The sequence below is a fragment of the Microbacterium halophytorum genome (assembly GCF_002970975.1).
In the GTDB taxonomy this organism is placed as follows: Bacteria; Actinomycetota; Actinomycetes; order Actinomycetales; family Microbacteriaceae; genus Microbacterium; species Microbacterium halophytorum.
Map to the genome: position 1 here is coordinate 115,858 of NZ_KZ672983.1, position 11,967 is coordinate 127,824.

Annotated in this window: 12 protein-coding genes; 3 read left to right on the forward strand and 9 right to left on the reverse strand. The window is 67.1% G+C overall.

Going from position 1 to position 11,967, the window contains the following annotated elements; genetic code table 11:
* Positions 1 to 15 precede the first annotated feature (15 nt).
* A complete protein-coding gene (locus tag C0010_RS03500; protein WP_158685253.1) occupies positions 16 to 609 on the forward strand; it encodes a PIN domain-containing protein in 594 nt (197 codons plus the stop codon).
* 73 nt (positions 610 to 682) lie between these two features.
* Here C0010_RS03500 and C0010_RS03505 read toward each other — a convergent pair whose 3' ends face one another.
* The 6 genes from C0010_RS03505 to C0010_RS03530 all read right to left on the reverse strand — a co-directional run bounded on the left by C0010_RS03505 (position 683) and on the right by C0010_RS03530 (position 7,050).
* A complete protein-coding gene (locus C0010_RS03505) occupies positions 683 to 1,672 on the reverse strand; it encodes a hypothetical protein (RefSeq protein ID WP_105565679.1) in 990 nt (329 codons plus the stop codon).
* Between the two features lie 41 nt (positions 1,673 to 1,713).
* Positions 1,714 to 2,976 (reverse strand): ADP-dependent glucokinase/phosphofructokinase, encoded by a 1,263-nt coding sequence (locus C0010_RS03510; RefSeq protein WP_105565680.1) that lies wholly within the window; start codon positions 2,974 to 2,976, stop codon positions 1,714 to 1,716.
* Positions 2,976 to 3,881, reverse strand: a complete 906-nt coding sequence (locus C0010_RS03515; protein WP_105565681.1) for a ketose-bisphosphate aldolase — start codon at positions 3,879 to 3,881, stop codon at positions 2,976 to 2,978. Before C0010_RS03515 ends, C0010_RS03510 begins: the two co-directional genes overlap by 1 nt.
* Before the next feature lie 28 nt (positions 3,882 to 3,909).
* Positions 3,910 to 4,818, reverse strand: a complete 909-nt coding sequence (locus C0010_RS03520) for a carbohydrate ABC transporter permease (RefSeq protein ID WP_105565682.1) — start codon at positions 4,816 to 4,818, stop codon at positions 3,910 to 3,912.
* 3 nt (positions 4,819 to 4,821) lie between these two features.
* Positions 4,822 to 5,682 carry a carbohydrate ABC transporter permease gene (locus C0010_RS03525; protein WP_232531707.1) on the reverse strand — a complete coding sequence of 287 codons (861 nt, stop codon included), beginning with the start codon at positions 5,680 to 5,682 and terminating at the stop codon, positions 4,822 to 4,824.
* Between the two features lie 93 nt (positions 5,683 to 5,775).
* Positions 5,776 to 7,050, reverse strand: a complete 1,275-nt coding sequence (locus C0010_RS03530; RefSeq protein ID WP_105565684.1) for an ABC transporter substrate-binding protein — start codon at positions 7,048 to 7,050, stop codon at positions 5,776 to 5,778.
* Positions 7,051 to 7,219: 169 nt separating this feature from the next.
* Here C0010_RS03530 and C0010_RS03535 point away from each other — a divergent pair, with 169 nt between their 5' ends.
* Both C0010_RS03535 and C0010_RS14870 read left to right on the forward strand, forming a co-directional pair.
* On the forward strand, positions 7,220 to 8,044 hold the full coding sequence (locus C0010_RS03535) for a DeoR/GlpR family DNA-binding transcription regulator (RefSeq protein WP_105565685.1): 825 nt from the start codon (positions 7,220 to 7,222) through the stop codon (positions 8,042 to 8,044).
* 125 nt (positions 8,045 to 8,169) lie between these two features.
* Positions 8,170 to 8,511 carry a hypothetical protein gene (locus tag C0010_RS14870; protein ID WP_158685255.1) on the forward strand — a complete coding sequence of 114 codons (342 nt, stop codon included), beginning with the start codon at positions 8,170 to 8,172 and terminating at the stop codon, positions 8,509 to 8,511.
* Positions 8,512 to 8,612: 101 nt separating this feature from the next.
* Here C0010_RS14870 and C0010_RS03540 read toward each other — a convergent pair whose 3' ends face one another.
* Genes C0010_RS03540 through C0010_RS03550 form a run of 3 tightly spaced genes read right to left on the reverse strand, consistent with a single transcriptional unit; the run spans position 8,613 to position 11,923 of the window.
* Positions 8,613 to 9,830, reverse strand: a complete 1,218-nt coding sequence (locus C0010_RS03540) for a hypothetical protein (protein ID WP_105565686.1) — start codon at positions 9,828 to 9,830, stop codon at positions 8,613 to 8,615.
* A complete protein-coding gene (locus C0010_RS03545) occupies positions 9,820 to 11,610 on the reverse strand; it encodes a DUF2075 domain-containing protein (protein WP_105565687.1) in 1,791 nt (596 codons plus the stop codon). The genes C0010_RS03540 and C0010_RS03545 overlap by 11 nt, the downstream gene beginning before the upstream one ends.
* Complete coding sequence (locus tag C0010_RS03550) at positions 11,597 to 11,923, reverse strand: nucleotide pyrophosphohydrolase (protein ID WP_105565688.1); 327 nt, start codon at positions 11,921 to 11,923, stop codon at positions 11,597 to 11,599. The genes C0010_RS03545 and C0010_RS03550 overlap by 14 nt, the downstream gene beginning before the upstream one ends.
* Between the last annotated feature and the right edge of the window lie 44 nt (positions 11,924 to 11,967).

Here is an 11,967-nt window from a genome sequence, read left to right on the forward strand (position 1 = left end):
CGTAGCCTGAACGACATGCACCGGGTCTTCGTCGACGCGAACGTGCTGGGGAGCAGAACCCAGTACGACTGGCTCTTCCAACTGCGACTTCGCGTCGAGATGTTCTCACTATGGACGTCAGGAGACGTCGTCGACGAAGCGAATCGAGCCTGGCGGCTACGGCATCCGAACGCGGACGGCGCGATGAGAGAGAAGCGCACGCGCATCTTCTCCACATACTTCGACGAGGTGTCCGACGACTGGGCCGGCGGTTCGGAAACCCAGCTTCGCGACCGGCACGACTCACATGTTCACAATGCGGCGGTATCTACGGGTGCCGACGTGCTCCTTACCGACAACCTCCGGGACTTCGAGGGCGCAGCGGAACGGCCGTACGACGTGTACTCGCCGGACACCTTCTTCATGCTCATCGAGCGCAACGCCCCCCAAGCGGTGCGGGACGTCACACGCGACCAGGCACTCTACTGGAACGGCAAACGGGAAGAAGGCACCGCACGCCGGGAGCGCACTCTGAGTGACGCGCTGCGTCACGCGCAGTGTCCGATGTTCGCCGACGTCGTCGAGGGACATCTACGCGTTCTCGCCGACGCAACCGACGTCACCCGCTGAGCCGTGCACCGGGCGCGCACGCGGGCCGGGCGCCACGTTCCGCCTCGGTCGACGCCGCGTTCGGCCCACACACTCACGCCACCGGCGGCCGGCACCGCACCGCACCAACGTCCCCGCCGACCGTCAGCTCCCCCGCGGCGAACGGCACGACAACGGTCGACCCTCGCGCGACGTCGACGCCGCCGATGCTCCCGGCCCCGTCGAGCACGACCACCACGCTGAACCCGGCGTCGAGTACGTCGCCGCCGCGGACCCTCTCGGCGCGGTAGAACCGCTGCGCCTCGGCCGGCAGGAACGCACCGTCGGCGGCCCGGCCGTGCAGCTCGCGCAGCTGACTCGGCGTCGTCCGCCCGGTCGACGCTGCGGCGAGCGCGGTCTCGACCGGCAGGCCGAGGAGCGCGGCTTCCCGGTCGAGGGCGGGGAACGGCGCGTACTCGAGGATGACCGAGAGGTCGACCGGCTCCTGCAGCTCGACCATCGTGATGCCCTCGCCGATCGAGTGCGGGGTTCCCGCGGGCACGTGCACGTAGTCACCCGCGCGCACCCGGATGTGGTTCAGCGCCTCGAGCATCTCGCCGGAGTCCTGCCGCTCGAACCAGGCCTCGAGCTCGGCGACCGTCACGTCACGCGCGAAGCCCAGCCAGACGTCGCCGGCGTCGCGCCCGCCCGTGTCGACGATCAGCCAGCTCTCCGTCTTGCCGTGGGGCGCGCCGAGGTGGCGCCGCGCGAAGTCCGCGCCGGGATGCACGTGGTTGAAGAGCCGCTCCCCTGTGTGCAGGATCTTTACGAGCAGCCCCGTGTCGGCGCCGAAGCGCGCCACGTGGTCCGCACCGAGCCAGGCGTCAGGGTCCGCCTCGATCGCGTCGCGGAGCAGCACGCCGTTCGGCAGGGTCGTCAGCCCGACGACGTCCGACCCGAAGGTGCACGTCGTCGACGCGACGAAGTCCTCCGGCGCGAACGGGTCATCCGAGCCCCGACCGCGCAGGGCCCGGATGCCCGCGCCGCCTCGGTACGGGCGCGCCGGGGGCTGGTTCGGCCCCAGCACGATCGGCGTAGTCGTCATCGTCTGCTCCTTCGGTTCCGGGGCGACCCCGCCTGTGCCCCTCAGCTCCGGATCGGCGACGGTGCGGTCGCGAGCGAACCGATCAGGCCCCCGATGAACGTATCGCCGAGCCCGATCGTCGTGGGCGCGGGCGAGTCGACGAGGAACCCGGCGTGGCAGCGGCACAGGTCGCCCAGCTCCGCCTCCAGCGCACGCGCGAACGGGAGGCTCCCCTCCTGCCGCGGCCCGCGGGCGATCGCGTCGATCCTCTCCGCCGTGATCCGGTCGCCGTGGGCGTACCGCCCCGCGGCGGTGGCGTTCCCGACGTCCGCGGCCCGCGCCACGCGCTCGAGCTCGCCGGCGTGCCTCGGCGTCGCCCACACGAGCGTCCAGTACCGGGTGTGCACGACGAGCGTCGGGTCGGGCACGAGCACCCGCAGTTCGCGCATCGCGCCCGCGACGTCCGCCGCGCTGCGCAGGTCGATGCGGCGCCCGAGCCGCGACTGCAGTTCGTCCTCGTTCAGGCTGAACACGTCGACGACGGGGCCGATCGCCGCGGCGACGGCCGGTTGGTGCTCCCTGTCGTGGAACCCGGCGTCTTCGTACACGACCATCCCGTCATCCGGAGCCCCTGCCGCGATCTCCCGCACCTCGTCGAGGCGGGCGCGCAGGATGCCCGGATCGGCGATCGTGTTGAACCCCGACACCAGGAACACGCGCGACCGGCGCACGCGGTCGGCGAGCTCGGCGCTCAGCACGAGGTTCTCCGCCGGCGGGTCGTCCGCGACGATCAGGCGGTTGGCTTCGCGCACGACGTACTCGCGGCCGCCGACGCGCGCCGCGTCGCCGGGCCGGAACTGGATGATCAGGTGCGGGTCGAGCGTGTCGTGCGTCGCGCTGGTGATGACCTCGCAGTCATCCGGGAGCAGCCTGCGCACATTCGCGTCGGTGCTCACGAGGTGCAGCAGCGACGGGATCCCGACCTCGCGCAGCGCGAGACCGGCACGGACGCAGGTGCCCCCGAGGGTGATCTCCTTCGGGAACCGCGCCGCGAAGGCCTCGACGATGTCCGACGACTCCGCGTGGCGCTCGCCGCCCTCCCCCGTTGCGAGAAAGGCGAGAACCGAGATCAGCAGCGTCCGCTCGTCGACGATCCGGATGTCCGGGTCGATCTCGTCGGCCGAGATCGCGTGCTCCTCGACGAGCGCGTCGACGACCGCCCCGTCCCACGCGATCTCGTAATCGACCGTCCCCTGCAGCCCGAGGACGATCTCCCCGGGGGCGACGGTGCGTGCGCCGCCCCCGAAGAGCTCGGACGGCGCCATCAGTACGTTTCGCCCTGACCGGCGCCGAACAGGTCGACCTTGTACGCGGCGGGGCGCGTGTACAGCGACGCCTTCCCCGTCGCGCCGAACAGGTCGATCTTCTGCGCCGCAACGGCCTGCATGGCCTCGACCGCCGGCGGCATGATCCCGTCGGGCTCGCGCGCGCTCTGGTCCTGCAGGACCTCGCGCATCTTCGTGAAGAACGCGACCTTCACGTCGCTCGAGATGTTGATCTTGTTGACGCCGCTGCGGGCGGCCTCGCCGATCTCGTCATCCGGGTTGTTCGAACCGCCGTGCAGCACGAGCGGGATGCCGACCGTCTCCTTGATCTCGCGGAGCAGGTCGAGCTTCAGCTCGGGCTTGATGTCGGCGGGGTAGATGCCGTGCCGCGTGCCGATCGCGACGGCCAACGAGTCGACGCCCGTGCGCTCGATGAACGTCTTGGCGTCGGCCGGGTCGGTGTAGATGATGCCGCCGTCTGCGGTCTCCATCTTGCCGATCGTACCCAGCTCGCCCTCGACCGAGACGCCCACCGGGTGCGCGATGTCGACCGCCGCCTTCGTCTTCGCGATGTTCTCGTCGAACGGCTCGGCCGACGCGTCGAGCATCACCGAGGTGAACCCGCCCTGCACGGCCGCGATCATCTGCTCGCTCGTGGCGCCGTGGTCCCAGTGGATCGTGGCGGGCACGGGCGAGCGGTGCAGGCGCTCCCGGATGGCGCGCAGCACGTCGAACCCGAGCAGGTTCACCTCGTTGGGGTGGATCGCGATGATGACCGGCGAGTTCTTCTTCTCGCTGATCTCGATCAGTCCGTTGAACATGTGGTAGTCGGCGACGTTGAACGCCGGGATCGCGAAATCGTTCTTGTGGGCGACGTCGAGCAGGTCGTGTCCGGAAATGAGCACTTGATTTTCTCCTTTGAAGGGTGGCTGGTCAGCTCTTCACGGAACCGGCGGTGAGGCCGCCGATGAAGTAGCGCTGGAAGAAGAGGAACAGCACGAGGACGGGGATCGAACCGACGATGCTCATCGCCATCATTTCGTTCCACTCGTACGAGTGCTGCCCCATGAGCAGCTGGATGCCGATCGGGACAGTGCGCATGTCGATCGTGCGGGTCAGCGTCAGGGCGAAGAGGTACTCGTTCCACGCGAGCACGAAGGTGTACATGCCGGCGGAGACGATGCCCGGGGTCGCGACGGGGACGAGGATGCGCCAGAGCGCCGTCCAGGTTCCGCCGCCGTCGACGCGCACGGCCTCGTCGAGCTCCTTCGGGATCGAGTTGAAGTACCCGGTCAGCATGATCACGGCGTACGGGAGCGTGAACACCATGTAGGTGAGCACGAGCCCCGCGTACGTGTTGTACAGGCCGAGCACCACGATCAGCCCGAAGTACGGGATCAGCAGCGTGATCGGCGGCACCGCCTGCACGCTGATGATGACGACGTTCAGGATGTGCTTGCCGGGGAAGTCGAACCGGCTGAACGCGTACGCCGCGAGCAGCGCGACGAAGAGCGTGCAGACCACGACCAGGATGGCGACGACGTAGCTGTTGAAGAAGAACCGCATCTTCACCGGGTCGGTGAAGATCGACACGTACGCGTCGAGGCTGAACGTCTCGGTGATCAGCCGCGGCGGGTTCTCGAAGATCTGCGAGTTCGACTTGAACGAGCTCGACAGCATCCAGAGCACGGGCAGGCCGGCGAACAGCGCGCCGAGGAACAGGCCGATCCCCGTGAGGATCTTCGCGGTGCGGCGCCGGGCCTTCTGCGTGACGGGGCGGCGGGCGACGGGCTTCTTCGTGACGAGCGTCTGCGTCGCGAGCGGAGCATCGGTGAAAGTCATGCGTTACTCCTTCGACCGCTGGTGCCGCACGTAGAACACGGCGAGGATCATCGACAGCACGAGCACGATCACGGCGGCCGCGGATGCGGCGCCGAACTCGTAGTTCGTGAAGGCGAGCTTGTAGGTGAACGTGCTCACGAGCTCGGTCGCGTCGATCGGCCCGCCGCCCGTGGTCATCCAGATGAGGGCGAACTGCTGCGAGGTCCAGATCAGGTCGAGCAGCGCCATGCTGACGATCACGGGCCGCAGGCTCGGCAGGGTGACGGCCGTGAAACGCTGCCACGTGTTCGCGCCGTCGACGCGCGCGGCCTCGTAGAGGTCGGCCGAGATGCCCTGCAGGCCGGCGAGCAGGCTCACCATGAAGAACGGGTAGCCGGCCCAGATGTTGATGAACGTCACGGTGCCGAGCGCGAGCGCCGGGTCGCTGAGCCATTCGGTCGCGCCTCCCCCGACGAAGCCGAGCAGATAGTTCACGACGCCGTTCGGGTTCAGCAGCAGCCGCCACAGCACCGCGACGATCGCGACGGTGAACAGCCACGGCAGCACGTAGATGCTGCGGTAGATCGCCGTCGTCGTGCGGCCCATGAGCGGGGAGTTCAGCAGCAGCGCGAACGCGAGCCCGATCACGAAGTGCGCCGCGACGCTCACGACGGTGAAGACGAGCGTGTTCCCGATCGCCTTGTAGAAGCCCGTGTCGGTCAGCAGCTCCTGGTAGTGGTCGAAGCCGACGAACTGGGGGGTCGGGTTGGTGATGACGTTGTTGAAGAGCGAGTACCCGATCACGGTGACGACCGGAACGACCAGGAGCACACCGATCAGGATGACGGTGGGGCCGACGTAGAGGAACGGTGCGGTGCGGGGCACGCCCGGCGCTCCGCTCCCCTTGCGTCGGGGCGGGGTGGCGCCGGGGGCGGGCGAGCCTGCTCGCCCCCGGCGCTCTGTGACCAGCGACATCGTCTAGAACTCCGCCGACCAGGATTCCTGCGTGTTCTCGAGCATCTCGTCGACCGTGATGTCGCCCTGCAGCATCGACTGGAACTGCTCGTCCATCTGGCGCATCAGCTCCTCCGCGACGGGGAGGCCCGTGAACTCGTTCGCCGGGTAGCCCGCCTGATAGATCTCGAACGCCTGGGCCATCAGCTCGTCGTCTTCGAGGAAGTCGGGCACCGACTCGGTGTTGCCGGGGAACGCCTTCGCCATCGACGACAACTGTGCGTTCGCGTCCTGGCTCATCAGGAACTCGAACAGCTTCCACGCCTCTTCCGGGTTCTCGGTGCTCGACGAGACGCCGAGGCCCCACGACGCATACGGGATGCCCCGCTCACCCTCGTAGCCGTCCTCCGCGGGCAGCGCGCTGATGCTGAAGTTCAGGTCGGGGTTCGCCTCCCGGATGGTCGTGAGGTGCGCGAGCGAGTCGATCATCATGCCGACGCGGCCGTTGCTGAACTCCTCGACCATGTCCTGCTCCTTCATCGTGAAGGCGCCGGGCGAGAAGACCTCGTCCTGGTACAGGTCGTCCAGATACGTGATCGTGTCCTTCACGCCCTGGTTCAGCAGGTCCGGCTTGCCGTCCTTCAGCATCGAGCCGCCGGATGCCCAGAGCCACGACATCACCTGGTTCTGCATGCCGCTCGGCGTCTCGAGCGAGAGCGGCATCGCGGTTCCGGCCGCGTCGCCCTGCTCGGTGATGGCGCGGGCGGCGTCGGCGAACTCGGTGCGGGTCGACGGCGGCGCGTCGACGCCGGCATCGGCGAGCAGGTCGTCGTTGGTGTAGAGCGGGTAGACGAAGTTGACGGCCGGCACCATGTAGGTGGCCCCGTCGACCGCGACCTGCGACGCGAGCTGGCTGTCGTCGTAGTCGTGCTCCGACATCAGGTCGCTCAGGTTCGCGATGCTCCCCTGCTTCGCGAAGTCGTTCACCCACGCGCCGTCGAGCCCGAGGACATCCGGCATCGTGCCCGAGGCCGAGCCGGCCACGAGCTGCTCGCGCGTGGATGCGTACGGGCCGCTGAGCAGTTCCACCTTGATGCCGGGGTTCTCGGCCTCGAACTCGTCCATCAGGCCCCGGAGGGCGCCATCCGGCAGTTCGGGCTCCCACCACTGGGCGAACTCGATGACGACGTTGCCGTCGGCGTCGACCTCGCCCCCACCGCCGCCCCCACAACCGGTGAGCGCCAGGGAAGCCGCCGCAACTGCCGACGCCCCGAGAAGGATCCTTCGCTTGTGTGACATGTGAGCTCCCTTGCCCAAGTGATGCTGCGGCAGTTTGCTGGTTCCTGCTGTTTTTCGCCGCTACATGCATGAAACCGTGCGGCGAGCCGGATGTCAAGTAGGCTGGCAACCGCGAGTTGTCCGGGTTCCTGCGGGATTCGGCAGCGAATCTCAGAGGGGAGCACGCAGGATGGCAAGCGCAGGGCCGCAAGAAAAACGCAAAGATCGGCAACTTCCCGCCGGGCGGAAGGCCGACCTGGCCGCATACGTCGCCACGCACGGCCAAGTGACGGTCGCAGGCCTGGCCGAGGAGTTCGGCGTATCGATCGACACCGTCAGGCGCGACCTCGACCAGTTGAGCACCGAGGGGAAGCTGATCCGCACGCACGGCGGCGCGGTGAGCAACGACCTCGGGGCGCCGCCCGACCAGGGCCTCGGCGTGCGCCTGCGTATCCGGGTCACCGAGAAGGATGCGATCGGCGCCGCTGCGGCGGGTCTCGTCTCCGACGGCTCCGTCATCTTCGTGAACGCCGGCACGACGACGATGGCCTTCGGCCGCCACCTGCGCGACCACCGAGACCTCACCATCGCCACGAACAGCCTCGTGTTTCCCGCCGAGGTGCCGGCCACGGCGCTCCGCGAGCTCTTCCTCTTCGGCGGCTCGGTCCGCACCGTGACGCAGGCGACGACGGGCCCGGTGAGCTTCCGCCCCACGCACGGCGGCCCCGCGATGGACGTGCAGGCCGACATCGCGATCATCGCCGTCGGCGCCGTCTCAGCCGACGGCTACAGCACGAGCAACCTCGGCGACTCAGCCATGATGGCCGAGATGATGAGCCACGCGAACAAGGTCGCCGTGCTCGCCGACAGCTCGAAGTTCGACCACCGCCTGTTCGCCCGCATCGGCGGGCTCGAGCACGCGGACTACTTCGTGACCGACCGCGAACCGGATGGGCGGCTGTGGGAGGCGCTGGAGGGCGCCGGGGTCGAGGTGGTCGTCGCCGGGGCCGAGTAGCCAGCGCTGCGCACGTTCGTCTTGCGCGAGCGAGCGCGACAGCACTCTACTGGCGCGGCGACGGGCAGCAGCGCCTGCGGCAACGGGCATGGTAGACGAAAGCCGCTCGAGGGTAGAACTGTTGTATGAGCCTCAACATCAAGAACGAGGCGACCCACGACCTCGTCCGCCGCAACCACGCGTCACGCACATTTATGCCGCGCATCGGTATCGCATTGACGATCGAAATTGATCAGCTGGAGTTCACGCTCGCCGGCGCCCGTCACCGCAAGATCCCCGGATGGAGCGACGATGCGCGTCACGGCGTGATGTTCGATCACGCCCCGGTGTGTGTGCTGTCATTGACGCGCATCCGGTGGTGCACCAACATGACTGCATCCCGGCGCGCGCTCGACCTCGTTCCCGAAGGCGGGCCGGCGTCCCCAGTTTCGAGAGATCGACGGGTTCGCGATCGCTCACGCGGATGACTCACAGGCCGTCCTTCAGCGCCCGGTCGCCGGACAGCACGCAACCCCGTTCCGCATGTGCAGATTGGCGTCAGCGTGCGCGTTCTTGGCACGCTGACGCGCTAGTTCCGCCCGTCGACCTCGTTGTCACGTCGACGGTCACTCCGTCCCTGCTTCTCAAGCTCATCCTTGCGCTGACGAACACTGATGATCTGCTTCTCGAGCACTTTGCGCGCCGACCACTCTGCCACGGTTCCCCAGGATCCCCTGCCCGCGCGAAACACACACGGGATCGCCGCGACGAGGACCATCAGCGCTGTTGCGGCCGAAAGACCGGGAGGCTCGAACAAACCTGCTGTTTGCGTGGATACCAGAATCGGCATCAACAGCGACGCCAACGCTCCCGTCACGACCATGCCGACGCGCGTGCCATTGCGAGCCCACTTGGACGTGCTCGTGAGCGTGGTGCTTTTCGTCGATAGGAGTAGGCACACCATCAGCAAGACCTGGAGAAGCAGAAGCCCGAGGAACACCAGGGTGTACACGAGCAGGTGTAGCCCTCGGACGTCGAATGCGAGCCATCCGACCATGGCGGCGATCACGGACGCGTAGGCGGCAAAGCCGAAGGTGCTCGCCGTCGCGAAAGCCACGGTCCGCACCTGCCCCGGGGCGCGGCCGCCATCCGTCGCCGCGTGGAGCGCCGCGTCCCGCTGTGCGATCAGCTCGAGCATCGCCGTCTCCTCGTCGTTCAGGCCCTCCCGCGCTGAAGCAAGTGCGTCCGCTTCCGATTGTGAGAAGAGCAGGAATCGCTTCCGAGCGGCAAGAACCAGTGCCCCGATCAGCACTGCCGCCGCGAACATCGTCAAGTCGGCGAACGGCACGCCCGACCGGGCCGCGGGCATCGTCACAAGCATCTCTACAAGCGTGGCGAGCGCCGCAGCAACGGCGATTGCTCCCACCAGCGCGAGCGCCACCTGCACAGCATGGTCTGCGACATCGATAATCGCGGTGCGCCGAACCTTGGCATCCTCGTCGGGATCCCGCAGCCCGAGGATCGCAACGACGGTGACGGCGATCCCCAACAACGCAACGCTGATACCGAGGATCGCCCATCCGTTTTTCGTCGCCAGCTCGCCTACGGCAACCAGTACCGCGGGCAGCGATCCGCCAATATCCGCGCGTGACGTGCTCCCCGCCGAAATTATGGTGGCCATCGCGACGAGAACGATCACGACGCCGCCTCCGAGGATCAACGCGAGTCGAGCGGTTGCCTCATCAAATGGCCCTGGGCGCTTCGACTTTTCCTCTGCCTCGCCCTGCAAATCGCTTTCAGTGCGCATACTCTCCTTCATCGCGAGGCGACCCGTGTCTCAGTGGTGGTCCCCCCAGCACCGCCCGCAGCGCCGGGTCATGCACCCAGAAGTACGTCCCGCGCATCCCCCGCGTCATCAGCACGACATAGATGTTCACGACCAGCTCGATGAGGTCCTCATCAGTCGTTATGATCCCGAACTTGGGGCTGCTCTGCTTCCCCTTCGTATCGAAGTACTTCGCACGGTCGACCACGATCCGCTGAGCTTCCGCGTCCCACGTCAGCTCGGGCCCGATGATCACCCCGGCGTAGTTGAGGTCGTACCCCTGCACCGTGTGAATCGACCCGACTTCATCCGCCGACGTCGGCGAATTGATCCAGTCCTTCGCCGTGCGGTTCCAACTCATCGCGAAATCGTCGCCGATCACGATGTCGTGCTGTTCCGGGTGGTGGCGAGACACCCACTTGTACCCGTACCCGGCCAGCATGCGCGACAGACCGACCTCCGCCTCGCGGCCGGCGATCGCGTTGCGCATCTCGGTCACCGAGTCGAAGAACCGGAAGTCGTACTCGCCCATGTCCACGGGCGCCGGGCGCTTGCCCGACACCAGGTCACGCACGTACGAGACGTAGTCGGTTCCGGCCTTCACTCGCATCTGCGTCATCAGCTGGTGGTACCGGTGCTCGTTCTTCGCTTCCGCGATCAGCGCGCGCTGCGTCTCCTGCGTCACGTCCGCCGGCCGCACGGTCTGCCCGTTGTCGACGAAGAAGATCTGGTGCTTGCTCTTCCGCTTCACCCAGTCGACCTGCGTCAGCTCGTAGTCGTCCCGCCCGAACAGCGCAGTGTTCACAGCGCCGAAGCGGGTCGTCAGCGTGGGGTGGGCCTGGCTCGCCCGTCGATTCAGGCGGTGCGCCTCGTCCACGGCGAGCAGGTCGAACTCTTCTTCGTGCTTCTCTAGATCCCACGGCGTGAGAACCATCGATGCATGGAGCCCAGGCGTCCGTCTGAACACTCGCTTCACCGTCTCGCGGAGTGATTGCTGCGGGACGACGAACCCGATCTTGAGCCCGCGTGCCTTCTCCCGGTATCCGCGCATGAAGAAGTCCGAGAACACGGAGTCAGCCTCGAACGCATCGATGTCGTCGGCCGCTCCGATGTCGCACAGAAGCTTGATCAGGTAGATCGCGACGATCGTCTTACCCGTGCCCGCCGCGCCCTGCACCACCGAAGTGGTCGAATGCACGGCCACTGTGGCATGCTGTCCACCGTCATTGGCGGGCAGCTCCTCGAACAGCGCCTCCAGAATGCTCTCGACCGCGGCACGCTGCCCCGGCTCGAGCGCCTTGAATGGCGAGAGCTTGAACATGTCACTGTTCTCGATCTCGTGCCGAGTCTTCTTGAACAGCCCCTCCTCACGGAGCTGTTCGAACACGTCGTCGAACGTCTGCTGATACGACTCGCGCTCGAAGTAATCGGCGTCGGTCACACCGTCGTTGCGATTGCGCACTTGGCGCTCGCCATCGCCGCTGAAGTACCGGATGAGCTGAGACTCGAGATCGAGGCAGGCGGACTTGTTGAACCGCTCGTCGAGCACGATCCGGTATTGCCTCATCGTGCGGTTGCGTGACTTCGGGTCGCGGTGCTGGCGCATCCGCTTCGCCGCATTGAGCGTCTCGCCCACGTACACAGATTTGTCGTCGTTCAGCACGTAGACGACGGGCCAGTTGGCGAGCCGGCTCCCACCACCTCCGAGCGCTTCGATCGCAGTCGCCGTGAACGGACCGCCGCTGATCTCAAAGCTCGTCATACTTCGCGCTCCGCCCCCGCGCCTTCTCAACCGGGTACTTCCCGCGCGTCTTGGCGAGCTTGGTGCGAATGATCTCGGTGGGGTCCGCATCGAGCCGGTCGGCGAGCAGGAAGCAGTATGTCAGAACATCCGCGAGCTCGTCGAGCACTTCGGCGCGTTCGTGGTCGGCCAGCTCGCCCCATTGGAAGTGCTCTAGCAACTCTGCCGCCTCGATCGAGATCGACTTAGCGAGGTTTCCCGGCGAGTGGAACTGCGCCCAGTCACGCTCGGCCACGAACTCCCTCAGTTCCCGCTGGACGGCTTCGATCGACACGGGGTCAGTGTAGCGGCGGGCTCGGACACCCTGTTCGAGACGGG